The sequence below is a fragment of the Streptosporangium sp. NPDC020145 genome, assembly GCF_040631275.1.
Taxonomy (GTDB): domain Bacteria; phylum Actinomycetota; class Actinomycetes; order Streptosporangiales; family Streptosporangiaceae; genus Streptosporangium.
In genome coordinates this window covers 21433-45645 of the sequence record NZ_JBEXZT010000012.1, presented here as the reverse complement: position 1 = coordinate 45645, position 24213 = coordinate 21433, and the positions used below count along the sequence as shown (strand labels likewise).

At 71.6% G+C, this 24213-nt stretch carries 22 protein-coding genes; 9 read left to right on the top strand and 13 right to left on the bottom strand.

Going from position 1 to position 24213, the window contains the following annotated elements:
- Positions 1-7: 7 nt before the first annotated feature.
- The 6 genes from ABZ463_RS22295 to ABZ463_RS22270 form a co-directional block, all read right to left on the bottom strand.
- Entirely contained in the window at positions 8-1510 is a 1503-nt protein-coding gene (locus tag ABZ463_RS22295; protein ID WP_362778544.1) for a protein kinase, read from the bottom strand.
- Between the two features lie 106 nt (positions 1511-1616).
- The gene (locus ABZ463_RS22290; protein WP_362778541.1) at positions 1617-1931 is read right to left on the bottom strand and encodes an AzlD domain-containing protein; all 315 of its coding nucleotides are present in this window, start codon (positions 1929-1931) and stop codon (positions 1617-1619) included.
- Complete coding sequence (locus ABZ463_RS22285) at positions 1928-2608, bottom strand: AzlC family ABC transporter permease (protein ID WP_352009015.1); 681 nt, start codon at positions 2606-2608, stop codon at positions 1928-1930. Before ABZ463_RS22285 ends, ABZ463_RS22290 begins: the two co-directional genes overlap by 4 nt.
- 10 nt (positions 2609-2618) lie before the next feature.
- The gene (locus tag ABZ463_RS22280; protein WP_362778538.1) at positions 2619-3500 is read right to left on the bottom strand and encodes an AraC family transcriptional regulator; all 882 of its coding nucleotides are present in this window, start codon (positions 3498-3500) and stop codon (positions 2619-2621) included.
- Between the two features lie 50 nt (positions 3501-3550).
- On the bottom strand, positions 3551-5674 hold the full coding sequence (locus ABZ463_RS22275; protein ID WP_352009017.1) for a protein kinase: 2124 nt from the start codon (positions 5672-5674) through the stop codon (positions 3551-3553).
- 51 nt (positions 5675-5725) lie between these two features.
- Entirely contained in the window at positions 5726-7870 is a 2145-nt protein-coding gene (locus ABZ463_RS22270; RefSeq protein WP_362778534.1) for a protein kinase, read from the bottom strand.
- Positions 7871-8199: 329 nt separating this feature from the next.
- On the opposite strand from ABZ463_RS22270, the gene ABZ463_RS22265 reads away from it, so the two are divergent.
- Positions 8200-9141 carry a chorismate mutase gene (locus ABZ463_RS22265; RefSeq protein ID WP_352009019.1) on the top strand — a complete coding sequence of 314 codons (942 nt, stop codon included), beginning with the start codon at positions 8200-8202 and terminating at the stop codon, positions 9139-9141.
- Positions 9142-9148: 7 nt separating this feature from the next.
- Here ABZ463_RS22265 and ABZ463_RS22260 read toward each other — a convergent pair whose 3' ends face one another.
- The 3 genes from ABZ463_RS22260 to ABZ463_RS22250 all read right to left on the bottom strand — a co-directional run bounded on the left by ABZ463_RS22260 (position 9149) and on the right by ABZ463_RS22250 (position 11608).
- Complete coding sequence (locus ABZ463_RS22260; protein ID WP_352009020.1) at positions 9149-9475, bottom strand: helix-turn-helix transcriptional regulator; 327 nt, start codon at positions 9473-9475, stop codon at positions 9149-9151.
- Positions 9476-9499: 24 nt separating this feature from the next.
- A complete protein-coding gene (locus ABZ463_RS22255) occupies positions 9500-10879 on the bottom strand; it encodes an amino acid permease (protein WP_352009021.1) in 1380 nt (459 codons plus the stop codon).
- Positions 10880-11023: 144 nt separating this feature from the next.
- Positions 11024-11608, bottom strand: a complete 585-nt coding sequence (locus tag ABZ463_RS22250; protein ID WP_362778529.1) for a class IV adenylate cyclase — start codon at positions 11606-11608, stop codon at positions 11024-11026.
- A 707-nt stretch (positions 11609-12315) separates the two neighbouring features.
- On the opposite strand from ABZ463_RS22250, the gene ABZ463_RS22245 reads away from it, so the two are divergent.
- Complete coding sequence (locus tag ABZ463_RS22245) at positions 12316-13572, top strand: serine hydrolase domain-containing protein (RefSeq protein WP_362778527.1); 1257 nt, start codon at positions 12316-12318, stop codon at positions 13570-13572.
- A gap of 41 nt (positions 13573-13613) precedes the next feature.
- On the opposite strand, the gene ABZ463_RS22240 is transcribed toward ABZ463_RS22245, so the two are convergent.
- Positions 13614-15950: a transglycosylase domain-containing protein gene (locus tag ABZ463_RS22240; protein ID WP_362778524.1), complete on the bottom strand. Its 2337-nt coding sequence runs from the start codon at positions 15948-15950 to the stop codon at positions 13614-13616.
- A gap of 52 nt (positions 15951-16002) precedes the next feature.
- Positions 16003-17319 (bottom strand): UDP-N-acetylglucosamine 1-carboxyvinyltransferase, encoded by a 1317-nt coding sequence (gene murA / locus ABZ463_RS22235; protein ID WP_352009025.1) that lies wholly within the window; start codon positions 17317-17319, stop codon positions 16003-16005.
- A 106-nt stretch (positions 17320-17425) separates the two neighbouring features.
- On the opposite strand from murA, the gene ABZ463_RS22230 reads away from it, so the two are divergent.
- Both ABZ463_RS22230 and ABZ463_RS22225 read left to right on the top strand, forming a co-directional pair.
- On the top strand, positions 17426-17977 hold the full coding sequence (locus ABZ463_RS22230; RefSeq protein WP_352009026.1) for a hypothetical protein: 552 nt from the start codon (positions 17426-17428) through the stop codon (positions 17975-17977).
- A 79-nt stretch (positions 17978-18056) separates the two neighbouring features.
- Complete coding sequence (locus ABZ463_RS22225; protein ID WP_352009027.1) at positions 18057-18422, top strand: hypothetical protein; 366 nt, start codon at positions 18057-18059, stop codon at positions 18420-18422.
- A 9-nt stretch (positions 18423-18431) separates the two neighbouring features.
- On the opposite strand, the gene ABZ463_RS22220 is transcribed toward ABZ463_RS22225, so the two are convergent.
- Together ABZ463_RS22220 and ybaK are read right to left on the bottom strand one after the other, a co-directional pair.
- Positions 18432-19823, bottom strand: coding sequence for an amidase (locus ABZ463_RS22220; RefSeq protein ID WP_362778521.1), 1392 nt, complete (start codon positions 19821-19823; stop codon positions 18432-18434).
- Positions 19823-20323, bottom strand: coding sequence for a Cys-tRNA(Pro) deacylase (gene ybaK, locus ABZ463_RS22215; protein ID WP_362778519.1), 501 nt, complete (start codon positions 20321-20323; stop codon positions 19823-19825). Before ybaK ends, ABZ463_RS22220 begins: the two co-directional genes overlap by 1 nt.
- Positions 20324-20424: 101 nt before the next feature.
- Between ybaK and hisD the strand changes: the two genes are divergently transcribed.
- Genes hisD through hisH form a run of 5 tightly spaced genes read left to right on the top strand, consistent with a single transcriptional unit; the run spans position 20425 to position 24193 of the window.
- Positions 20425-21738 (top strand): histidinol dehydrogenase, encoded by a 1314-nt coding sequence (hisD, locus tag ABZ463_RS22210; RefSeq protein ID WP_352009030.1) that lies wholly within the window; start codon positions 20425-20427, stop codon positions 21736-21738.
- Positions 21728-22798 (top strand): histidinol-phosphate transaminase, encoded by a 1071-nt coding sequence (locus ABZ463_RS22205; RefSeq protein WP_352009031.1) that lies wholly within the window; start codon positions 21728-21730, stop codon positions 22796-22798. The genes hisD and ABZ463_RS22205 overlap by 11 nt, the downstream gene beginning before the upstream one ends.
- Entirely contained in the window at positions 22795-23415 is a 621-nt protein-coding gene (gene hisB / locus ABZ463_RS22200; RefSeq protein WP_352009032.1) for an imidazoleglycerol-phosphate dehydratase HisB, read from the top strand. Before ABZ463_RS22205 ends, hisB begins: the two co-directional genes overlap by 4 nt.
- Positions 23412-23567: a hypothetical protein gene (locus ABZ463_RS22195; RefSeq protein ID WP_352009033.1), complete on the top strand. Its 156-nt coding sequence runs from the start codon at positions 23412-23414 to the stop codon at positions 23565-23567. The genes hisB and ABZ463_RS22195 overlap by 4 nt, the downstream gene beginning before the upstream one ends.
- Positions 23558-24193, top strand: coding sequence for an imidazole glycerol phosphate synthase subunit HisH (gene hisH, locus ABZ463_RS22190; protein WP_362778514.1), 636 nt, complete (start codon positions 23558-23560; stop codon positions 24191-24193). The genes ABZ463_RS22195 and hisH overlap by 10 nt, the downstream gene beginning before the upstream one ends.
- The last annotated feature ends 20 nt before the right edge of the window (positions 24194-24213 follow it).

Sequence of the window (24213 nt, the reverse complement as noted above, 5' to 3'; positions counted from 1 at the left end):
GTAGGGGTCAGGAGAGCACGGCGAGGGCGTTCAGGGCGTCGCCCGGGGCCACCTCGCCCACCGGCTCCTGCTCCTGGTCGTCCTCGGGGGCAGGCTCCTGAGTGTCCTGGCCGCCTTCCTCGGGCGGACCGGCCTCCTGCCCCTCGTCCTCACTCTTGTCTGGTTTGTCATCCTTTGGGGGCTTTTCTTTCTTCGGGGGATCGGGGGACTCGCTCGGCTTCGGCTTCTCGGTCCTCTCGGGCTTCTCCGGGCTCTGTGGGTTCTGTGGCTTCTCGGGCGGCGCCTCGGGGACGGTACGGCGGTCGTCGCTCTCCTGCGTCCGCTCGGGGGCGGGGTCCTTCCTGGCCGGAAGCCGTGCCTGCTCCGGCTTCGTCGCGGGGGTGCGCCCGCTCGGAGAGACCCCGGCCGGGGTGGCCGGTCCCCGGGTCGCCGGGGGAACGGAGTTCATGGCGACCCAGGCCGCCGCGCTCGCGGTGGCGGTGACCGCGAGCGCCGCCGCGGCCACGACCGCCGCCCCTCTCCGCGGTCTCCGGGGGGCAGGAGGGCCGGACGCGGCCGCCTGTCCGGTCACGGCCACGCCCACGGGCCCGGCCACCGGTCCGGTCTCCGGCGGTGAAGGCGGTGAAGGCGGTGAGGGCGGTGAAGGCGGCGCGGGGACGGGCAGGTCGATCGGCATCGTCTCCTGCGGGGCGATCCCGTTCACGATGGAGCGCAGGCCGACCTGCACCTCCTCGGCGGACATCCGCTCGGCGGGGTCCTTGCGAAGCAGTCCGTGGATCACCGGCCCGAGCGGCCCGGAGAGCCGCATCGGGGCGGGTTCCTCGTGCATGACCGCGCTGAGGGTGGCCAGCGGATGGGCGCGTTCGAAGGGGGAGCGTCCCTCGACCGCCACGTAGAGCGTCACCCCGAGTGACCACAGGTCGGAGGCGAACACCGCAGGTCCTCCGCCCGCCCGTTCCGGCGCGATGAACGCCGGGGTGCCGATCAGGGCGCCCGTCCTGGTGACGGAGGAGTCTCCTTCGAGCACCGCGATGCCGAAGTCGGTCAGCACGGCCCGGCCGTCCCTGGCCAGCAGTACGTTGTCCGGTTTGACGTCGCGGTGCAGCACACCCGCGTGACCGGCGGCCACCAGCGCCCCGAGCACGTCGAGCCCGACGCGGGCCGCCCTGCAGGCGGGCAGCGGCCCGTCCTCACGGACCACCGCCCCGAGCGTCCTGGACTCGACGAGCTGCATGACGATCCACGGCCGTCCGCGCTCCTCGATCACGTCGTAGACCGTCGCGACGCCGGGATGGCCGATCCTGCCCGCGGCCCGCGCCTCCCTGAGCGTCCTGATCGTGAAGACCTCACGCTCCGGGCCGGTCAGGTCGGGAGAGGGGATGACCTCCTTGACCGCGACGTCACGGCCGAGTACCTCGTCCTTCGCCCGCCAGACCGTGCCCATTCCCCCGCGGCCGATGGGTTCGATCAGCCGGTAACGCGTGCCGATGACCTCTCCAGAGTCGGACATGGGCCTCGTCTACCCGTGATGTGTCCCGGTATTCAGGATGAACTACGCAGATCACCGCAATAGTTGGCGCCGGGGGTCGCCGTCACGCTCCGGGTACGGTTCCCGCTCAGCCGATCAGCCACCGCAGCGCCGCGGTGACGACGGCCGCACTGGCGAGCACCACCAGGAAGGGCGCGCGCAGCAGCAGCGCGACGACGGCGGCGCCCAGCCCGGCGGTGCGCGGCCAGTCCAGATACAGCGACTGACCGTGGGCGAACATCTGCACCGCGATCAGCGCGGCGAGCAGCGCGACCGGGACCAGCGCGGCGAAACGCTGCACCCTGGGGTGGTCGAGCAGCCTGCGCGGCGCGGAGATTCCGGCCAGCTTCAGCGCGTAGCACCCCGCGCAGGTGGCGATCACGGCCCACCACACGGCACTCATCGGGGCCTCCTCAGGGTCACCGCGAGTACGGCGGTCGCGGCGATCAGCACGGGAACCCCGGGCGGGGCGAAGGGGGTCACGGCCAGCGCGATCGCGGCGCCCGTCCCCGCGACCAGTCGTAGCGCGCCGGTCTCCCGGCCGCCGCCGGTGAGCCTGGGCCACAGGATCGCCAGGAAGGTCGCGGGCCCGACCACGTCGAGGCCGAGCAGCGCGGGATCGGCCACCCAGGAGGTGCCCGCCGCACCGAGCAGGGTGGTGAGGTTCCAGGTCAGGTAGAGGCTGGCGAACGTGACGAGGAAGCCCGTCCTGGCCGACTCCTCGTCGGGCTGGGCCAGGGCGACCGCCGTCGTCTCGTCGATCACGCCGTGGGCGGTGACGAACCTGGCACCGCCCCTGGCGCCGAGCACGTCGGCCATGCGCAGGCCGTACAGGCTGTTGCGGGCTCCCAGCAGCAGGGCGCCCGCGGTGCCCGCGACGAGGTTGCCGCCGCCCGCGATGACGCCCGCCAGGGCGAACTGTGAGGCTCCGGTGAAGGCGAACAGGCTCAGCACGCATGCCTGGGCGACGCTCAGCCCCGCGGTGACCGCGCTGGCGCCGAACGCGACGCCGGACAGCCCGACCGCGATCCCCACCCCCAGTCCGTCCCTTGTCGCTGAGGAACGAGTGGATATTTCCATGATGGTGAGGTTATGTGGAGTTTTCTGCCTCGGTCTTGTACGTTCCTGCACGTTGGTAGGCGGCCGGAGGGACACCGACGACCCGCTTGAAATGCCTGGTCAGATGCGCCTGGTCGGTGAAACCGACGTCCGCGGCGACCTGGGCCGCGGGTACCCCGGCGTCGAGCAGGCCACGCGCCCGGCTGACCCGCAGCGTGTTCAGGTAGGCGTGCGGCGGCAGCCCGGTGACCGCCTTGAAGGCCCTGATCAGCCCGAACGGCTTCGCCTTCACGGCCAGCGCCAGGTCCTCGATCGTGGGCGGATCGATGAGTCTCTCGTGCAGGATCTCCCGCGCGAGCCGTACGGCCAGGTCGTTGCCGACGGAGCGCGTCTCCGGCGGACGCCGGGCGGCGTGCAGGCGCAGCAGCGTGCCGAAGGCCGTACGGGCCAGCGTCGAGGAGGCCAGGCTGTCGCCGCGCTCGGCGGCGTCGTGCGCCCTCCTGAGCAGCGCGGCACCGCGCGCGCTGGAGACGACGGGTTCGGGGAAGTACGGCGTGCCCCGCCCGGCGAGCAGTTCCTCGGCGATCCCGGACAGGACCTCGACGGAGGGGTAGAGCATCCGGTACGCCCAGCCGTCCGGCTCACCCGCGTGACCGTTGTGCGCCTGGTCGGGGTCGACCAGCACCACGCTTCCCGCGCCCGCGCGGTGCCGGGCGCCCCGATAGTCGAACTCCTCGATCCCGGTTAGGATCACCCCGATCGCGTAGCCCGCGTGGGCGTGCCGGGTGAACCGATGGGTCACGTATCTCGCCTTGAGCAGATCGACCCCGGGCAGCGCCGGATTGCGCCAGAAGCGTGCCGCCTCCAGGCTTCCGCTCCCCGGCTCCAGCCCCGTCTCCGTCTCCGTCTCCAAGGACCGCGGTCGTGTCTCCAGTGGTGTCTCCCGGCCCGACCCCCGGCCGGTCACGGACGGAAGGTCTCGGTGAACCTGTCGAAGAACGCCCGGTCCCACTCGGACTCAGGACTCTCCCAGTAGATCGCGTAAGGACGGCCCGTGATCGTGTGGAACCCCCGGTCCAGGACGTGTGTCCGGACGCCGTTCTTCAGGTAGGTGAACTCCCAGTCGGCCGCCTCCACACCACGGTATCGCAGCGGGGTTATGCCGATGCGTTCGTAGCCCGGCCAGAGCTTCTTGACCACGCGGTCCTTCTCAAGGTTCTCCCAGTGTTTGACCGGGTCCTTCTCCGGATCGGCGGTCGACTCGATCCACAGCAGGGCGGACGAGCCGGGCCTCCTGAACTCCACCCGGTCACGCCCGGAGAAGCGCTTGCTCGTCCAGCCGCGCGGCAGGGCAACGGTGAAGCCCATCACCGGGTCCTTGTAGTACTGCCAGCCCTCGGGCAGCCTGGACGGGCGCACCGTTGGGGAGGCGGTGGGGGACGGGCGCGGGCTCTTCGACGGCTTGGCGGACGGAATCGACGGGGCGGAGGTGGCGGGGGGCGTCGGGGTCGCGGTCCGGCCGGCGCCGAAGTTGTCCGCCAGCAGCCACCCTCCGGCGCCGAACCCCGCGACCAGTACCGGTATCCCCACGATCAGAACCGCCCGCCGTACGGCCGGCCGTCGCGGGGACGCCTGCGAGCCGGGCGCGGCACGCCTGCCCCGCCGTCTGCCGGGTCCCTGGTGGGCCGGTTCGGTGCCGTGGGGGAGGCCGGGAAGGGGGCCGCCGAACGGGTTTTCGGGCAGCGGGTGTCCGCCCTGGCCGTGCGAGGACGGATCGCCGGGATGAGCCTGGCCACCCGGGTGATAGGCCTGGAAGGGGTCGTTGGGGTAGGACGGCCGCCCGACCCGGGTCGCGTCGTCACGGTAGGGGGAATGTGCCGGATCTCCCGGGTATGGCGCCTGCCCGGCGGACGACGGGTCGCCGTGAGAGGCCCCGGCCTGGCCGGTGTGCCACGAGGCCGCCTGTCCCGGCCCCACCGGCTGCCCGGCCGGCTGCCCGGTCCACGGGGAGGCGTCCCACGGGGCCGCGCCCGGCCGCGTTCCCGGCTGGGGTCCTGGTTGCGGCATCGGTTGCGGGCCGGGCTGGGGTGCCGCCTGCCGCCAGGGCTCGCCGCCGTGGCGAGGATCGGCTGTGTGCCCTCCCGCGTACGGGCCCTCGTTCGGGTGCGGGAAGGCGCCGTTGCCGGTGTGGGGCGCCTCCGCCGGGTGGGGGCGGCCGTGCCGGGGGGCCGGGCCCGCCTGGGGAAGGCGGTCGTCCGTACCCGCCGCGGCCCCCGGGGCCTCGGTGCAGGCGCGGGTGAGCAGCGCCTCGGCCGCGTCGGCGGTCAGCCGGGCCGCGGGCTCCCTGGCCATCAGGCCGAGGATCGCCGAGACGAGGGAGCCGGTGTGCGACATGGGGCTCGGCTCGCCGTTCAGGACCGCCATCATGGTCGCCGCGGCCGTCGGCCGTTCGAACGGCGGACGTCCCTCAAGCGCCGCGTACAGCGTCGCCCCCAGCGACCACAGGTCCGACTCGGGGGTGGCGGGCATGCCGTGCAGCCGCTCCGGGGGCAGGAAGGCCGGGGTGCCGACCATCCCCCCGGTGCGGGTGATCCCGGTCTCCTGGGTCATCGAGGCGATGCCGAAGTCGGTCAGCACCACCCGGCCGTCATCGGCGAGCAGCACGTTCTCCGGCTTGACGTCCCGGTGCAGCACCCCGGCCGTGTGCGCGGCCCGCAGCGCGCCGAGCACCTGCAGCCCGACCTCGGCGACCCGCGACGGGGGCAGCGGCCCACCCCGGCGCACCACCTCGCCCATGGAGCGCGAACGGACCAGCTGCATGACGATCCAGGGCCTGCCCTCCTCCTCGACCACGTCGTGCACGATGATCACAGAGGGGTGGTCGAGCCGTCCGGCGCTCCTGGCCTCCCGGATCGTCCGCCGGTTCAGGTCGGCCCGCGCGGCCTCGTCGATCCCGCGGTAACGAACCTCCTTGACCGCCACGACCCGGTCGAGAAGCTCGTCGTGGGAACGCCAGACGACGCCCATCCCGCCTTCGCCGATGGGTTCGAGCAGGCGGTACCGGCCCGCGACCTTCCGTTCGGTCATTCTCTCCAGCCCCTCCCAAACCCACGCATCGTAGCCGGTCGGGAGGCTCGCCTACTTTTTCGAGGAGAAGGTCTCCGTGAATCCCCTGAAGAGGGCGAGGTTCTTGTCCCACTCGTCGGCCATGGTGTGCCAGTAGATGGCGTAACCCCTGCCGCCCTCGGTCACGAAGCCCCGGTCGATCACCCGCGCCTTACCGGCGCTCGTGTCCCAGGTGAACTCCCAGTCGGCGGCCTTCTTCATGTAGTCGACCTTCTCGATCCGGATGCGCTTGTAACCGTTGAAGTTGCCCCTGCTGTAGCGCTCCTGGTCCTCCCAGTCCTTCTTCGGGTCGGAGTTGGGAGTGTTGGTGTACTCGATCAGCAGGTAGCTCACCCGGTCGGGGCCGCGGAACCACACCGAAGGGCCGGAGCGCCTGTCGACGTCCCACCCCTTGGGCAGGCCGACGGAGAACCCGTTGGAGTCCTTGTGCGTGCGCCAGCCTTCGGGAAGCCCGGAGTCCTTCTCCTTGTCTTCCTTCTTCTTGTCGTCCTCATCGTCTTCGTCGTCCTTGGTGGGACTCTCGACGGGGCTGGGACTCGCGCTCTGGGAGGGGGAGCGTTCGGAGATCGGCTCGGTGGTCGTCTCCGCGGGCCGGTCGGCCGCCCCCACGGTCTCACTCGACTCACTCGTCCTGGGCTCCGGCAGCCCGACCTCCCTGCCGTAGCGCATTCCGAGATAACCCGCGACGAGCACGATGATCACCAGTACGGGCACCAGCAGCAGCGACCACCGCCGCAGCGGTGGCATGGAGTCCCAGCTCCAGGAGGGCTTCCCCGCCCCGGAGGGCGACGTGGGGAAGAACTCCGCCGCCGAGGGCGGCGGAGTGACGGGCGGAACGGCGGGGGGAGCGGAGGAGGGCTCGGGCCGCGAGACGGGGACCGGCGGCCGTACCGGTGCGGGCTCACGTCTGGCCGAGGGCTTGGAGAGCGGCGGCTGAGCCACCTTCCCGGCCTGGGCACGCGGCGGCGCCGGAGTCGCGGAAACCGGCTTCGCGGCGGGCTTCGGCGTGACCTTCCGCGTCGCGGCGGCCTGCTGGGCCTGCTGCGAAGCCTTCGGCACGGCCTGCCGCGGGGCATTCTGGGCGGGTTCGGCGGCCGGTTTCCGCGCTCCCTGCGCGGCGGCTCCCTGCCCCGTGCCGGAGGGCCGGTCCCTGCGCGCCTGCGTCGGAGGCTCCTCCGCGGGGGTGGCCGGGGCGGGCGCGGCGGAGCCCAGCTTCAGCCCCGTCGCGGGCACCCCCTCCGGGCGGTACCGGATGTCGGGATCGGTCTCGGCACCCGCCTCACCCGCGACGGCGGGCATGACGGTCGTCCTCGCGGGCTGCCGCCGTTCCTGAGGCCCCTCGGCCACCTGGCGCAGCAGCCGGGCCGCCTCGTCGTAGGACATCCGCAGCTCGGGGTCCTTGCGCAGCAGCCCCTCAAGCACGGGCGCCAGTGGCCCGGCGTGGACGGGGGGCTCCGGCTCGTCGTTCAGCACCGCGTGCATGGTCGGCAGCGCCCCGCCCCGATCGTGCGGGGGCTTGCCCTCCACGGCGGCGTACAGCGTCGCCCCGAGGGACCACAGGTCTGACTCGCGTTGCGCGGTGCCGGTCTTGATCCGCTCCGGCGGGATGAACGCGGGCGTGCCCGCGATCCCCGTCATGGTCAGCGCGGTCTCCGTCTCCAGAGTCGCGATGCCGAAGTCGGTCAGGACCACCCGGCCGTCGTCGGCCAGCAGCACGTTCTCCGGCTTGACGTCCCGGTGCAGCACCCCCTGGGCGTGGGCGGCGCGCAGCGCCTCAAGCACCTGCGACCCGATCTCCGCCACCCGCCGGTACGGCAGCGGCCCCTCCTGGCGCAGCACCTTGCCGAGCGAGCGGGACTCGACCAGCTGCATGACGATCCAGGGCCTGCCGTCCTCCTCGACCACGTCGTGGACGACGACCACGTTCGGATGCGTCAGCCGTCCCGCCGCCCTGGCCTCCCGCTTGGTGCGGCGGTTGAAGTCCTCCTGGCTGTCCTCGCCGAGCATGTCGGCGTAGCGGACCTCCTTGACGGCGACCTCACGGTCGAGGAACTCGTCGTGCGCCCGCCAGACGATGCCCATGCCACCACGGCCGATGGGTTCGAGCAGGTGGTAACGGGAGGCGACGCGACGTCCCTCAGGCTGTGCTTCGGCCATCGATCGCACCTCCCCCTCTCTTGGCCCCTTTCCGGAACCACCGAATACTCTCATAGGCCGAGGAGGGTGATCGACTCTCCGGAGATCTGGATCTCCCTCCCCCCTGCAGCCCCCTGGCCTGCGAGTGGCGCCTGGGGCGAGGATGCCCTATCGTCGTTTTCATGACGTTCTACTTCGTGTTTACCGAGCCGGCTCCGGGGAGCCGGTCGTGACAGCGTGACGTAGCGACCGTTCGGAGCCGGCACCAGGCAGAGACAAGGTCTCTGCCTTTTTTGTTTCTTACGATTCGCCGGCCCGGGGATGCGTGCCGGCTGAGCATGGGAGCCGAGATGTCGTTGACCGCAGACCTGGAGCGAAACCTGGAACGCGGAGCCGTACGGGTGGGGACGCTCAGCGTGGGAGCGGGACCGGCCGTGGTGATCGGCGGAGAGGGTGCCGACGCCCGCTGGATCAGCCTGCGCGACCACCACGGGCGGGTGCCCGCGGCCCAGACCGTGGCCGAGGCACGCGCCGGGTGGTCCGGGCCGCTGCTGGTCGAGCCCTTCTCCGCGGCCGATCTGCCGGAGATCGCGGCCCACGCCGACGGGATCGTGATCGGTGCGGCATGGATGCAGGACTTCCAGCTGGTCAGGGCGGTGGCCAGACTCGGGCTCCCGGTGCTCGTGCAGCGAGGACCCGCCGCGACCCTCCAGGAGTGGCTGGCCATCGCCGACTACTGCGTGGCCGAGGGCAACGACCAGGTGGTGCTGTGCGAGAGCGGCAGCCGTACGCACCAGGCGGACACGACCCTGGACCTGGCCCTGATGCGGGCGGCGCGGCGGACTTCGGGCCGCCCGGTGCTGGTCGGCCTCGGCGAGGACCCCTCGCTGGCCGCGGCGGCGGTCGCCGCGGGGGCCGACGGCCTCCTGCTCGACCCCGGCGCTCCGGAACAGGCCGCCCTGGACGCCGGGGAGGTCGCGCGGATCGTCGGCGTGGTCGTCCGCAGGGAGACGCCGGGCTCGGTGCCCGAGGCGCGTGGCGCCATCGACCGGGTGGACGCCGTCCTGGCCGTCCTGCTGGAACGACGCGCCGAACTGGCGGGGACCATCCAGCGGCTCAAGCCCGTCGGCGGCTTCGCGGGGCGCGACATGGACCGTGAGCGCCGTCTCGTCGCCGAGATGGCGCGCCGCGCCCCCACCCTCGGTGAGGAGCGCCTGACCCCCATCATGAACGCCGTCATCGAGGCGGGGCTCCACCTCGCCGAGGAACGCGCCGGGACGCGCCGGGACTGACCGGGACTCACGGCTCAGGCGCGGGACGGAGGGCGAGACGGCGGCGGGCGGTCGCGGTGAGGCGGATCAGGCGGGCGGTCTCCTCGGTGAGGATCTCGCGGCCGCGCTCCGTCAGGTCGTAGTAACGGCGGTGACGGCCGTCGACGACCTCCTCGCCCGCCATGGTCACCAGACCGTCCGTGGCCAGCCGGTCCAGGGCGCCGTACAGCGTGCCCGCGCCGAGCCGTACCCGTTCCTCGGACAGTTCCCGCACCGTCTTGGTCACGCCGTATCCGTGCAGAGGCCCCTGTGAGAGGGCCAGCAGGATCAGATAGCTCTGCTCGCGTAAGCCCACGGTCGATATATATCGTGCAACGTACTATTGATCAAGAGGTGTTCCGGTGGAACGGCGTGAGCCGACGATCCGCCACCCGGCGGCGATCCCGGCGACCAGCAGCGGGACGCAGAAGAAGGCCACCCGCTGGTCGGCGTCGGCGAACGGCATCAGCAGCACCACCAGGCCGAGGAAGGCCAGACTGCCCCAGCCCGTGTACGGCGCGCCCGGCATCCGGAAGGAGGGGCGCACGAGCAGGCCCTTCCCGGCCGCCTCACGCAGGCGGATCTGGCACAGCAGCAGGGTCCCCCAGGTGGTGACGACGCCGAGGGAGGCGACCGCGGTCGCGATGTTGAAGGCGCGCTCCGGAACGAAGTAGTAGAGGACGACCCCGGCCACGAACACGCTCGCCGTGATGAGGATGCCCCCGTAGGGGACGTGGCGGGAGCCGATCCGGCCCGCGAACGCCGGGGCCTCGCCCTTGACGGCCATGGCCCGCAGGATGCGCCCCGTGGAGTACAGGCCGGAGTTGCACGACGACAGGGCCGCGGTGATCACGATGAGGTTCATGACGTCGGCGGCCCAGGGGGCGCCGAGAGCGGCGAAGACCGTCACGAACGGCGACTGGCCGGGGCCGTACGCGGTCCATGGCAGGACCATGGCCAGCAGCAGCACCGAGCCGACGTAGAAGATCGCGATCCGCCAGATCACACCGTTGATCGCCCTCGGGATGACCTGCCTGGCGTTCTTCGTCTCACCGGCGGCGATGCCGACCAGCTCGATCGCGGAGTAGGCGAAGATCACCGACTGCATGCTCATCAGGACCACGGGGAAGCCGTTGGGGAAGAAGCCCTTGTGCGCGACGAGGTTGCCCAGGCCCGCGGTGCCGCCGCCCAGCGAGGTGCCGAAGGCGACCAGGGCCAGGGCGACGACCAGGAAGGCGCAGATGGCCAGGACCTTGAGCATGGCGAACCAGAACTCGAGCTCGCCGAAGAGCCGTACCGACAGCAGGTTGACGACCAGCACGGACGCCAGCGCGATGAGCGCGGTGAGCCAGCGGGGGAAGTGCGGGGCCCACAGTCCCACGTAGGTGGAGATGGCGGTCAGTTCGGCGATGCCGGTGAAGGCCCAGTTGACCCAGTACATCCAGCCACTGGCGAAGGCGGCCCACGGGCCCAGGAAGTCGCCCGCGTACTCGACGAACGACCCGGAGGACGGTTTGTAGAGCACCAGTTCACCCAGGGCCCGCATGACGAAGAAGGCCACGAGCCCGCAGGCGGCGTACGACAGCACAAGGGCGGGACCGGCCGCCTGCAGCCGCCCGCCCGCCCCGAGGAAGAGGCCGACGCCGATCGCGCCGCCGATCGCGATCATCTGCACCTGGCGATTGCCGAGCGCGTGGACGTAGCCCTCGTCCGTCTTCATGGGTCCCCCCGCCAGTCACCAGGAAACGACGTTACGGACAGTATCCAATCGTCGCTCAGGGTGTTCGCGCCGGGTGCCCCGAAGGCCGGAGAAGGACGTCGGCCTCCCCTCGCTCTCACGTTCTGTGCGAGGGTTTCCGGGAGGTCAGTCTTCCGCGGAGGACTCGGCGCTCTCCTGCCGGTCCTCCGGGGAGAACAGGAGGGTGGGCTCGGAGAGGATGTCCCGGCCCGTCTCGCTGCGGTAGATCACGTCGACACTGCCGAAACGGGCCGTGGAGTAGTCGAATCCGAGCAGGGCCGAGGCCTGGCGGACCGCGGCCTCGTCCGGCCCCTCGACCTCGACGAAGGTCGGCAGGCCGGGCCAGGTGTCGATGTCGAAGACGACGTCGCCGAGTTTCCACTCCTCCCGGTAGTTCTCCTGGTAGCGGGCCTCCCGGAGGCCGAGACGCCGCAGGATCTCGGCCATGGCCCGCGCGTCGCCCACCTCGGTCTCGACCTCGACGGTGCCGTCGATGACGGTGGCGTCCGTGACCTGCTTGAGCGTGAGGGTCGAACGGCCCCCCTCGTCGCGCAGCCGGAGCCACTGGCCGTCGCCGAAGACGTCGCTCTCGAAGATCCTCCTGGTCAGGAGGGTGCGGGGGAACACCTGGACGGCCCCCAGGGAGATCAGCCTGGTCCGGAGGTCGGCGACTTCGACGGACAGGAACGTGGCCTCGTACTCGTGCTTCATGGTCTCTTTCCTCCGGTGCCGGTCGTCCGGACGCGCGGGTCCTTGCGGCAGGCGGTCCGATGGGGCTCGCCCGGGGAACCCGTCCGTCCTCAAGATCAGCAGGATCTCACGGCCAGGGGAGGGCGGAGCGACTTCAGACCGGGTGCCGGACGTCGCGTGGATCCGATGGTCCCGGCGGTTTCCTCTGGCTCTCCTGGCCCTCCTGGCCGGAGGTAAACGGTGAAGTACGGGGCGGGGCCGTGTCACCACGTATACGTGTTTTCCTTTTCCCGTCGTGCACCGATTGCACGGTGGGATTCTTCGATTTTGACCGGGCGGAATATTCGGGAGGAGAAAGCGGATTCCTCTGCCCCTCGCGGCTTCTCTGGCTTCGAGGAGAGGCCGCCGCTCGGCGCGCGGTCCCGGACGCCGTGGGAGGTGCGCATCGCCGCCCGCGCCGACGATGCGGGGCCACCCGTGGCGAACCGGTGACCGGCCACGAGGCCGGTGACATCCGTTTCGCCCGCCACGGCATTCGGCCAGACACGCGACGAGTCGCGGGCGGACCGGTACGCGGTCGTTCGGCGGCGATTGTCATTCCTGAGAACGAACGTCGATTCGTCCGGAAAGGGGAGGCCCCGGGGCGGTGATTTTGTGATCGTGATGAGGTCGTGTTCCCGGTTCCGAGGAGATGGCGAATGGCGGCCTTCATGAGGCGTCGTGGGGTTGTGATCGTTGGGCTTGGGCTGAGCGCCGCGCTCGTGGCGGGCGCCGCCCTGCCCGCGCAGGCGGCGGGGCCGCCGGAGTCCGGCCCGGTGGCGCCGCAGGATCTCGACCGCGAGGGACTGGAGGCGACCCTTGACGCGGTCCGTGACGCGGGCATGTACGGCCTCTACTCCAGCGTCCGGAACGGCAGGCAGGCGTGGGACGGGGCGGCCGGGGTCGCCGACGTGGAAACCGGCAGACCGGTACGGCCGGGCATGCGCCACCGGGTCGGCAGCATCACCAAGACCTTCACCGCGGTCGCGATCCTCCAGCAGGCCGGGAAGGGGCGCATCGACCTGGACGCGCCCGTCGCGCGTTATCTGCCGAGGCTGCTCCCCGCCGACCTCGGGCGGAGGGTCACGGTGCGGATGCTGCTCAACCACACCAGTGGCATCGGCGACTACGTCCTGGGCGCCTTCCCCTCCCTGGCCCAGGGGTCGGCCGCGAGCCTGGACGAGGAGCGCTTCCGTTCCATCGCGCCGGCGGAACTGGTGAGGCTGGGCCTGCAGGCCCAGCCGACGGGGGAGCCCGGGGAGCGCTGGTCCTACTCCAACACGAACTACGTCATCGCGGGGCTGTTGCTGGAGGCGGTGACCGGCGAACCGGCGCAGCGGTACATCACCCGTGAGGTCATCCACAGGGCCGGGCTGCGCGAGACCTCCTTCCCCCGCACGCCGGTCATCCCCGGGCCGCACTCCAAGGCCTACGAGTCGCTCTACGGGCTCATCGACCCGCCGCGTGACTACAGCGTCTACGACATGTCGTGGGCGTACACCGCGGGCGCCGTCGTCTCGACGACCGGCGACCTCGACCGGTTCTACCGGGCGCTGCTCGAAGGCAGGCTGCTGCCCAAGGCCCAGCTCGCCCAGATGCAGACCACGGTGCCCGTCACCGACGGTCAGGGCGACGTCCTGATGAACTACGGTCTGGGCGTCTACGCCCAGGATCTGCCCTGCGGCCGGTTCTGGGGCCACGACGGAGGGGTCTTCGGCATGGGCACCTTCTCCCTGTCCAGCCAGGACGGCCGCCGCCAGATCTCCCTCGGGATCAACCTGATGAAGTACCAGCGCCTCGACGCCCAGGGGATTCCGCAGCAGCATCCGATCGACCAGGCGCTCGGTGATCACATGCTGCGGGCGCTGTGCGGTCCCGGTGCCGCCCTGGCCCGGGGAACGGCCCTGGTGCCCTTCCCGACCCAGCAGGTCCTGGTCAAGAGGTAGGCCTTCGGGACCGTCCCGCGCGGGGGCGGCCCCGGGGCCCCTCAGCGGGCCCGGTGGCCGGGACCGGGCCGGTGATGTCGCTGCCGCCGGTGCGGCTGTTGCTGCCGCTGCTGGTGGCGGGGTTTCCTCCAGTGGGCCCTGCCGCCCCGGTAGCCGTGGTCGGCGCCGAGGCTGTGCCGTTCGTCCGGCTCCCCGGCGTCCTGCCCGTCCGCCCCGCCGTCCCCGTCACCGCCCCCGTTCCGGCCGTCGCGTTTCTTCTCGGCCTCCAGCAGTTTGTCCATGCCCGGGGTGTAGCCACCACCGAAGCGTGACATGTCCGGGTGGTGGAAGGAGGACGCCTCGACGTCGCGCAGGGCGGCCTCCATGGAGGAGACCCAGATGGGGCCCGGCAGGGAGGCGCCCTGCACCTGCCCGTAGTACTCGCCGCCGATCGTCACGTCACGCAGCGGGTAGCGGTAGGCGCCCCTGATGTCGCCGACACTGACCGCGGCGGCCAGGTCGGGGGTGTATCCGGCGAACCAGGCGGAGGTGTAGCCGTTGTTCGTGCCGGTCTTGCCCGCCGCGTCGCGCCCGATGTCCTGTCCCGTCATGGTTCCCTTGCTGAACACCCCGGACAGCACGTGGTTGACCGCGTCGGCCACGTCACGCTCGATCGCCTGCACACAGCTCGGCGGCACCGGGACGTGCGTGCCGTCCCGTTCGACGATGTCGACGATCGCCATCGGCCTGCAGTAACAGCCCCGCGCGCCGAACGCGGCGAACGCCGCCGCGACCGTCACCGGGTCCATCTCGTTGACCCCGAGCGTGAAGGTCGGCACCTCGCGCAGCGGCGTGCCGTCGGCGCGGACCACGCCGAGCGCCTTGGCGGTCTTGACCACCTGGCACAGGCCGACCCGGCGCTCCAGCATCATGTAGAAGATGTTCACCGACTTCCAGGTGCCCGTCGAGATGCTCTGCGGTCCGCCGCTGCCCTCGCCGCTGGCGTTGAAGATCTGGCTGCGCGGGTCGTTCACCCGGTGTCCCCGGCAGTCGAAGTAGCCCCCCGAGGGCACGAACCTGCCCGGCGTCATGAAGCCGTCGTCGAAGCGCCAGCCCCTGGCCAGGGCGGTCGCCAGGGTGAACGCCTTGAAGGTCGACCCCGCCTGGAAGCCCTGCCCGCCGCCGTGCGCCATGTCCGCCGGGAGGTTGTAGGTGGTGCTCGGGCCGTTCCTGGCGTTGCCCGAGTTGACGCCGTACCTCTTGCTGGCCGTCATCGCCCTGATCCGGCCGGTTCCCGGCTCGACCATCGCCTCCGCGGCGACCTCGGTGTCCTTCGGCGAGACGTGGGAGGAGACGGCGCGCTGCGCGGCCCGCTGGGCCGTCGGGTCGAGGGTGGTGCGCAGCACGATGCCGCCCCTGGCCAGCAGCCGTTCCCGCGCGGCCCTGGTGGGGCCGAAGGCGGGGTTGGTCACCAGTTCCTTGTGGACGTAGAGGCAGAAGTAGGGGTAGGCGCTCCCGGCGCATCCGCCGGGCTCGGGCCGCATGCGGATGTCCAGCGGGGTGCGTTTGACCGCCTCGGCCTGCGCCACCGGGATGTCGCCGAGCTGGGCCATCCGGTCGAGCACGATGTCCCTGCGCTCCCGCAGGCGGTGCCTGCGCTGCGGACCGAGAGAGGGGTCGGTCGAGTACGGCGTCCGCACCGCTCCCGCCAGCGTCGCCGCCTGCTTCAGGGTCAGGTCGGCGGCCGAGACGGAGAAGAACCGCTGGGCGGCCGCCTCGACCCCGAAGGCCCCGGCGCCGAAGTAGGCGATGTTGAGATAGCGCTCCAGGATCTCCGCCTTGGAGTACTTGTCCTCCATGGCCAGCGCGTAGCGCAGCTCGGTGATCTTGCGTCTGAGGCTCGGCTCGCGGGCCCTGTCCCGTTCGGCGTCGGTCTCGGCGCTCTCGACCAGGATGTTCTTGACCAGCTGCTGGGTGAGGGAGGAGCCGCCCTGCCGTACGCCGCCCGCCTGGGTGTTGGTCACCAGGGCCCGCAGGGTCCCCTTGATGTCCAGGCCCGCGTGCTCGTAGAAGCGGGAGTCCTCGATCGCCACGATCGCCTGGCGCATGGCCGGGGCGACCTGGTCGAGCTTAACGATCTTCCGGTTCTCCGTGTAGAACTGGGCGAACTGCTTGCCGTTCCTGTCCAGGAGGATCGTCCGCTCGGGGAGCGGGTCCTCCCTCGGGCTGGGGGGCAGGTCGATGAACAGGTGTGTGACCGTGTTGGTGGTGATGCCCGCGCCGCCGACCGCTGGCAGGGCGATGGCCGCGACCAGGAGCCCGCCGAGCACGCCGCAGGCCGTCAGACCCCACAGGCACCCGGCGAGCCCGCGTCTCACCTCGGATGATCGAAATGTCACAGACAGTAACGTGCGGCCGGACGGGCTGGGGCAAACGCCCGGCCGTCAATCTTTACCCTTCCCCGACCGCTTCCCTGCTGACCTGCAGACCCAGGGAGGCGAACTGCTCGAACGGGCGGTGGTAGCCCCGCTCGATGTGGTGCACGCCGCGTAGCGTCGAGGTGCCCTCGGCCGCCGCGGCGGCCAGCACGGCGGAGAAGCCGGCCCTGATGTCGGGCAGCGTCACGTCGGCGCCGCGCAGCTTCGACACACCCCGCACGACCGCGGAGTGCTTGGCGTTGGTGTCGTGGTAACGGCAGGCGGGGCCGCCGAGGCACACGTCGAAGACCTCGATCTCGCAGCCCATCCGCTGCAGCGCGGGCACGTAGACCAGCCGGTTCTCGAAGACCGTCTCGTGCAGCACGGACATGCCCTGGGCCTGGGTGAACAGCACCATCAGCGGCGTCTGCCAGTCGGTCATGAACCCCGGATGCGTGTCGGTCTGCACCGCGGCGGCCCGCAGCCCCTCGGGGGCCGAGGCCGAGACGTAGTCGTCGGTGATGTCCATCTCCGCGCCCATCCTGGCGAGGGTGGTGATGGCCGTCACCAGGCGGTCCTGCGGGCAGCCGTGCACCCTGACCTCGCCACCGGTGATCAGGCCCGCGGCGAGGTAGGAGAAGGCCTCGATCCGGTCGCCGTTCAGCCAGGTCGAGGCGCCGCGCAGCCGCTTGACGCCCTCGATGACGATGCGCCGGTCCGGGCTGAGCTCGATGCGCGCGCCCATCCGCTGCAGGAACAGGGCGAGCTCCACCACCTCGGGCTCCATGGCGGCGCCCTTGAGGACGGTCTTGCCCTCGGCGAGCACCGCCGACATCAGGATCGTCTCGGTGGCGCCCACACTGGGATAGGGAAGCTCGATCCGGGTGCCGCGCAGCCTCCTGGCCTTGGCGTAGACCCCGGTGTCGCTCACCTCGACCTCGGCGCCCATCGCGCGCAGCGCCTCGACGTGGAAGTCCACGGGCCTGCGCCCGATCGGGTCGCCGCCGACCAGCGGTACGAACGCCTCGCCGGCCAGGTGCAGCAACGGGCCGAGCATCAGGATGGGGATGCGGTTGAGGCCGGTGAACGCCGCGGGGACGTGCGGGTTGATCCGCTCTCCCCGGGCGACCCTGATCTCCCTGGGCGTGATCTCGACGTCGATGCCGAGCGCCCGTAGCATCTGCGCGGTGATGCCGACCTCACCCACGTCGGGGGCGTTGTGAATCGTGCTCTCCCCGGCGCCGAGCATCGCGGCGACCATGTGCTTGGACACGGCGTTCTTGGAGCCGCGGACCTCGACGTCGCCGCGGAGCGGTCCGGAAGGCTCGATCAGCCACACCTCTTCGTTCACCCGGACAGCGTAACGGGATTCGCCCTGACTCTCCGGGAACACGACCCGGGATCGGTAACATCGGGCACATCAGCACAGACATCAGTACAGCGGGTAGGGGGAGACTTTGCGGCATGCGCGCGACTTCGCCGTCACCGTACTGGCCCTGGGGATCCTCGGGGTGGTGGCAGGTGTCCTGTGGTCGACGCTCGCGCCGCGCCCGCCGTACGTGATGACCGGGCAGGGCCCGCTGCTGGCGGATCCCTCCACCCAGGCGCTGATCGCGGACGACGGCCTGTTCGCGGCCGTCACCGGCGTGATCGGGCTGGCCTGCGGCGCCGTCGGCTACAGCCTCTCGCGCCGGGGCAGGCCGCTGGCGATCGTCCTCGGCCTGGCGGCGGGGGGCCTGCTGGGGTCCTACCTCGCGAGCCTCACCGGAGGGGCCGTCAACCTGGCCCCGGCGGCCGACGTCGTGGCCTCCGGCACCTCCGTCTCCCTGTTCCCCGGCCCGCTCGCCCTGACCGCCACCGGAGTCATGTTCGCCTGGCCCACACTGGCGGTCGGCCTGTTCTTCGTGCTTGAGGGCGTCGCGGGCTACCGTGACTCGCCGCTGCGCACGCCGTTCGGCGGCCGGGACCCCTACGGCCCGCTGTCCGGCTACGACATCAGCGGGCACTGACGATCACCCGGGCGGGGGAGGCGGGATCACCCTCGCGGCGGGTTCGGCCGTCCTGGGCGCCGCACTACGTTCCTCTGCCATGACGACGGCGAGACGTATGTGGTTCGGAGCGGCCCTGGTGGCCGTGGCCCTGGTCCTGGCGGGACTGAGCACCCTGGCGTTCCTGCGGGCGGGCGAGACGGGGGAGCGGCTCGACGGGCATCGGCAGAAGGTGTCCGACCTGCTCGCCGAGGCGGAGACCGTCAAGGAGAAGGACCAGAGGCGATACGACGAGCTGACGGCGGAGGCGGAGCGCTACCTCGGCTTCGCCGGGACCGACGACGAGGAGCACCGCTCCCAGTTCACCTCCGCCGCGCTCCTGGGCGCCGGGGCCTCCGCGAGCCTGGCCGGATGCCTCATCCTGTTCCTCGTGCGCACGCGTGCTCCGAGGCCCCGGCGGGCCTGAGGGGGGCGTTCAGCGCAGGTCCGGCCTGCGCGCGCCGTGGCCGGTCGCCTGTTCGAAGAGGCGGGCCAGGCGCAGCACGCCCAGGTCGTCGAACGGCCGTCCGACGATCTGCACGCCGACCGGCAGGCCGTCCCGGGTGAAACCGCAGGGCACGGAGATCGCCGGGGCGTGCAGCACGCTGATCCAGTAGGCCGAGCGCATCCACGCCAGATAGTCGGGCATCGGTTCGCCGTCGATCTCCGAGACGTACGGCTCGCCGACCGGGAACGGAGGCACCTGGCTGACCGGCGTCAGCAGGAAGTCGTGGTCGCCGAAGAAACGGCCCATCCGCCGGTACAGGCCGCTGCGCAGCCGTTCCGCCCTGGCCAGGTCGGCCCCGGTGACCTTCAGGCCCTGTTCGACGTTCCAGCGCACGTTGGCCCCGAGCCGCTCGGCGGGCATGCCGCCGTAGGACAGCGCGTAGTACCAGGCCCGGTAGACGCGGAAGGCCTCCTCGGCGTCCGACAGGTTGAGCCTGACCTGCTCGACCCGGGCGCCGAGCCCTTGGAGGACCTCGGGGGCCGACGCGGTGACCCGGGCGGTCTCCGGGTCGACCGGCAGGCCGCCGAGGTCGGGGCTCCACGCGATCCGCAGCCGCGCCGGGTCGATCTCCAGCGACCCGGCGAACGCCTGCCCGCTCTCGGCGATCGAGAGAGGGGAGACGGCGTCGAAACCGGAGATCACGCTCATCAGCAGCGCCAGGTCCGTGACGGTGCGGGCCATCGGCCCCGGCACGCCGAGGGTGAACCACGCGGCGGTGGGGGAGGGGGCGGGCACGCGTCCCGGTGTCGGCCGCAATCCGACCACGTTGCAGAATGAGGCTGGATTGCGCAGCGAGCCGCCCATGTCGGAGCCGTCGGCCAGCGGGATCATCCCGGCCGCGAGCGCCGCCGCGGCCCCGCCGCTGCTGCCGCCCGCCGAACGCGACAGGTCGTAGGGGTTGCGGGTCACGCCGAACAGTTCGTTGACCGTGTGGGAGCCGGTGCCGAACTCGGGGGTGTTCGTCTTGCCGATCGTGATCGCCCCGGCCTCGCGCATCCGCCGTACCAGGATGGAGTCGCGGGGCGGGACGTGGTCGGCGAACAGCGGCGAACCGTAGGTGGTGCGGATGCCCGCGGTCTCCGTCAGGTCCTTGTGCGCGACCGGCAGGCCGTGCAGCGGGCCGCGCGGGTGGCCCCGCGCCAGGTCGCGGTCGGCCTGCTCGGCCTCGGCGAGCGCGCGCTCGGCCGCCAGCGTGACGATCGCGTTGACGCGCGGGTTGACCTCCTCGATCCTGCGCAGGTGCGCCCGCAGCAGCTCCACGGCCCCCACCTGCCGGGTCCGCAGCAGCTCCAGCATCTCCAGGGCGGTCAGGTAGAACATCAGCCCGTCTTGCCGATGGGGGCCGTGACGGCCTGCGTCAGCCGTACCAGCCCGGCGGGGGCCGTCTCGATCTGCAGGCCCCTGCGCCCGGCGGAGAAGTAGATCGTGTCGAACCCCAGGGCGGAGTCGTCGACCACGGTCGGCAGCCGCCTGCGCTGGCCGAGCGGGCTGATCCCGCCGACCACGTAGCCGGTGACCCGCTCGACCTTGGCCGCCTCGGCCATGGCCGCCCGCTTGCCGCCCAGCGCCGCGGCGAACGCCTTCAGGTCGAGTTTGCCCGCGACCGGTACGACCGCGACGGCCAGAGCGCCCTCGACCTCGGCGACCAGTGTCTTGAAGATCCGCTCGTACGGCACGCCGAGCGCGTCGGCCGCCTCCTCGCCGTAGGCCTGGGAAGCCGCGTCGTGCTCGTAGGGGTGGAGGGTGAAGCCGATCCCGGCCTGGGCCAGCGCGACCGTCGCCGGAGTGCCCTGGCCGCCCTTGTTCCTGCTCTTGCTCACGGGGGGGAGTCTAACCACCACGAAAAATCTACAACGTAAAGGACGTGTCCGTATGATGGTACGGAACAAGACCGGGTGCCGGACGTCCGTAGACTGGGCGGGTGATTTCTCGTACCGACCTGCGCGGGTCCCTGCCGAGGGACCTCCGCGCCGTGCTGCCCCGTGCCGAGCTCGACGTCGAAACCGCCCTGGAAGCGGTCCGGCCGATTTGCGAGGACGTGCATCATCGTGGGGCCGCGGCCGTACGGGAGTTCACCGCCAGGTTCGACGGTGTCGAGCTGGACTCCACCCGGGTGCCCGCGGAGGCGATCGCCCGCGCGCTGGAGGACCTCGACCCCAGGGTCAGGGCCGCCCTTGAGGAGTCGATCCGCAGGGCCCGCCTGGTCCACCGCGACCAGCGCCGCACCGACGTCACGACTCAGGTCGTGCCGGGCGGCACCGTCACCGAGCGCTGGGTCCCCGTCGAACGGGTCGGCCTGTACGTGCCGGGCGGCAGGGCGGTCTACCCGTCGAGCGTCGTGATGAACGTCGTGCCGGCCCAGGAGGCGGGCGTGCCCTCGCTGGCCGTCACCTCGCCCGCCCAGAAGGAGTTCGGCGGCCTGCCGCACCCGACGATCCTGGCCGCGTGCGCGCTGCTCGGGGTCGAGGAGGTCTACGCCGTCGGTGGGGCCCAGGCGGTCGCGATGTTCGCCTACGGCACCGAGGAGTGCGAGCCGGTCACCATGGTCACCGGCCCCGGCAACATCTGGGTCGCCGCGGCCAAGCGGCTGCTCAAGGGCGTCATCGGCATCGACTCCGAGGCGGGCCCCACCGAGATCGCGATCCTCGCCGACGCCACCGCCGACCCGGTGCACGTGGCCGCCGACCTGATCAGCCAGGCCGAGCACGACGTGATCGCCGCCTCGGTGCTGGTCACCGACTCGGTCGAGCTGGCCGACGCCGTCGAGCGTGAGCTGCCCGGCCAGGTGGCGGCGACCAAGCACGGCGAACGCGTCACCGAGGCCCTGTCCGGCCGTCAGTCGGGCATCCTGCTCGTCGACGACATGGAGGCGGGGCTGCGGGTGGTCGACGCCTACGCCGCCGAGCACCTGGAGATCCAGACCGCGGACGCCGCCGCGCTCGCCGCCCGGGTGCGCAACGCGGGTGCGATCTTCGTCGGCGCCCACGCGCCGGTCTCGCTCGGCGACTACCTCGCGGGCTCCAACCACGTGCTGCCGACCGGCGGCTGCGCCTGTCACTCCTCCGGTCTGTCCGTGCAGACCTTCCTGCGCGGCATCCACGTCGTCGACTACAGCCGCGAGGCGCTGGCGCGCTCGGCCGCGCACGTGTGCGTGCTCGCCGACGCCGAGGACCTGCCCGCGCACGGCGCCGCCGTACGAGCCCGTTTCGGATGGGAGATCCCCGATGAGGCTTGAGGACCTGCCCATCCGTGACGACCTGCGGGGACGCACGCCGTACGGCGCGCCCCAGATCGACGTCCCGGTGCGGCTCAACACCAACGAGAACCCCTACGGCCCCTCCGAGTCCCTGGTCGCCGACCTGGCCGAGGCGGTACGGTCCCAGGCGGGCGAGCTCAACCGCTATCCCGACCGGGACGCGGTCGCCCTGCGTGAGGACCTGGCCGCCTACCTCGGGCACGGCCTGACCCACGAGCGGGTCTGGGCCGCCAACGGCTCCAACGAGGTCATCCAGCAGATCCTGCAGGCCTTCGGCGGGCCGGGGCGCTCGGCGCTCGGCTTCGAGCCGTCCTACTCGATGCACCCGATCATCACCACCGGCGCCTCGACCGAGTGGATCGCCGGGTCGCGTGAGGACGACTTCGGGATCGACCCGGACAAGGCCATCGCCGCGATCGAGGAGCACCGGCCCGCGGTCGTCTTCCTGACCTCGCCGAACAACCCGACCGGTACCGCGCTCGACCCCGAGGTCATCGCCAGGATCGTGGAGGCGGCGCCCGGCATGGTCGTCGTGGACGAGGCCTACTTCGAGTTCGCCCGTGAGGGAACGCCGTCCGCGCTGACGCTGCTGCCGGGCAACCCCCGGCTCATCGTGACGCGGACCATGTCCAAGGCGTTCGCCATGGCCGGGACCCGGCTGGGCTATCTCGCCGCCCACCCGGCGGTGATCGAGGCGCTGCTGCTGGTGCGGTTGCCGTACCACCTGTCGTCGCTCACCCAGGCGGCCGCGCGCGTCGCGCTCGCCCACCGCGGGGAGCTGCTCGGCACCGTCGACACGCTGCGCGCCGAGCGCGACGCGACGGTCGGATGGCTGCGGGCCAAGGGCCTTGAGGTGGCCGACTCCGACGCCAACTTCGTGTTGTTCGGCCGTTTCACCGACAGGCGCACCGTCTGGCGGGACATGCTCGACCGCGGGGTGCTGATCCGCGAGGTCGGGCCGCCCGGATGGCTGCGCGTGTCCATCGGAACGACCGAGGAGATGGCGGCCTTCCGCGCCGCCCTGGAAGGAACCCTGTGAGCAGTTCTGCCGGAGCCGAGCCCACCCGGCGCCTCGGCCGCGTCGAGCGCGCGACCAAGGAGACGTCCGTGCTGGTCGAGGTCAACCTCGACGGCACCGGATACGTCGACGTGTCCACCGGGGTCGGCTTCTACGACCACATGCTGAACCAGCTCGGCAAGCACGGTCTGTTCGACCTGACCGTGAAGACCGAGGGCGACCTGCACATCGACTCGCACCACACGATCGAGGACACCGCGCTCGCGCTGGGCGCCGCGTTCCGGGAGGCACTGGGCGACAAGTCGGGCATCAGGCGTTACGGAAACGCGTCGTGCCCGCTGGACGAGGCCCTGGCGCAGGTCACGGTCGACCTGTCGGGCAGGCCGTACCTCGTGCACAGCGAGCCAGAGGGAATGGCGCCGATGATCGGCTCCGCCTACGACACGACGATGACCAGGCACATCCTGGAGTCGTTCGTCGCGCAGGCCGCGATCTGCCTGCACGTCCACGTGCCCTACGGCCGCAACGCGCACCACATCGTGGAGGCGCAGTTCAAGGCGCTGGCCAGGGCGCTGCGGGAGGCCAGCGAGCCCGACCCCCGCGCCAGCGGCGTGCCGAGCACCAAGGGCGTCCTGTGACCGGCAACTGGACGGCCGTCGCCATGGCCTTCGTCGCCCTGTTCATGGTGGGCGGGATCGTGTCCTTCCTCAAGCAGGGCCTCAAGAAGGGCGCGCTGCTCCTGGGCGCGCTCGCGGCCCTGGCGACCACCGCGGCGGTGTTGTGGTGGTGAGGGTCACGGTTCTCGACTACGGGTCGGGCAATCTCCGCTCCGCCGAGCGGGCACTGGCCAGGGTCGGCGCGACCGTCACGGTCAGCTCCGACTACACGCAGGCGCTGGAGGCCGACGGCCTGGTCGTCCCCGGCGTCGGCGCCTTCGCGGCCTGCATGGCGGGACTGCGGGCCGTACGGGGAGAGCGGATCATCGACCGTCGCCTGTCCGCGGGCAGGCCGGTCCTCGGCATCTGCGTCGGCATGCAGATCCTCTTCGAGACGGGCATCGAGCACGGGGTCACGACCGAGGGCTGTGGCGAGTGGCCGGGCACCGTGGAACGGCTCGACGCGCCGGTCCTGCCCCACATGGGGTGGAACACCGTCAGCGCGCCCGAGGGCAGTGTGCTGTTCGACGGGCTCGACCCGCAGACCCGCTTCTACTTCGTCCACTCCTACGGCGTGCGCGACTGGGAGCTCAAGGCGGGCCCGGGGTTCACCGACTCCCTGGTCACCTGGTCGGAGCACGGCGTGCCGTTCGTCGCCGCGGTGGAGAACGGCCCGCTGACGGCCACCCAGTTCCATCCGGAGAAGTCGGGCGACGCGGGGGCGCAGCTGCTCACCAACTGGCTCGGCACCCTCGGGTGACGCCTTTCTCGCCGAGGTCG

What these genes read in the sequence shown, in the direction of transcription:
- ABZ463_RS22295 (WP_362778544.1), bottom strand. Translation starts at nt 1,510, where the DNA reads ATGTCCGACTCTGGAGAGGTCATCGGCACGCGTTACCGGCTGATCGAA.
- ABZ463_RS22290 (WP_362778541.1), bottom strand. Translation starts at nt 1,931, where the DNA reads ATGAGTGCCGTGTGGTGGGCCGTGATCGCCACCTGCGCGGGGTGCTAC.
- ABZ463_RS22285 (WP_352009015.1), bottom strand. Translation starts at nt 2,608, where the DNA reads ATGGAAATATCCACTCGTTCCTCAGCGACAAGGGACGGACTGGGGGTG.
- ABZ463_RS22275 (WP_352009017.1), bottom strand. Translation starts at nt 5,674, where the DNA reads ATGACCGAACGGAAGGTCGCGGGCCGGTACCGCCTGCTCGAACCCATC.
- ABZ463_RS22270 (WP_362778534.1), bottom strand. Translation starts at nt 7,870, where the DNA reads ATGGCCGAAGCACAGCCTGAGGGACGTCGCGTCGCCTCCCGTTACCAC.
- ABZ463_RS22265 (WP_352009019.1), top strand. Translation starts at nt 8,200, where the DNA reads ATGTCGTTGACCGCAGACCTGGAGCGAAACCTGGAACGCGGAGCCGTA.
- ABZ463_RS22255 (WP_352009021.1), bottom strand. Translation starts at nt 10,879, where the DNA reads ATGAAGACGGACGAGGGCTACGTCCACGCGCTCGGCAATCGCCAGGTG.
- ABZ463_RS22250 (WP_362778529.1), bottom strand. Translation starts at nt 11,608, where the DNA reads ATGAAGCACGAGTACGAGGCCACGTTCCTGTCCGTCGAAGTCGCCGAC.
- ABZ463_RS22225 (WP_352009027.1), top strand. Translation starts at nt 18,057, where the DNA reads ATGACGACGGCGAGACGTATGTGGTTCGGAGCGGCCCTGGTGGCCGTG.
- ABZ463_RS22220 (WP_362778521.1), bottom strand. Translation starts at nt 19,823, where the DNA reads ATGTTCTACCTGACCGCCCTGGAGATGCTGGAGCTGCTGCGGACCCGG.
- ABZ463_RS22205 (WP_352009031.1), top strand. Translation starts at nt 21,728, where the DNA reads ATGAGGCTTGAGGACCTGCCCATCCGTGACGACCTGCGGGGACGCACG.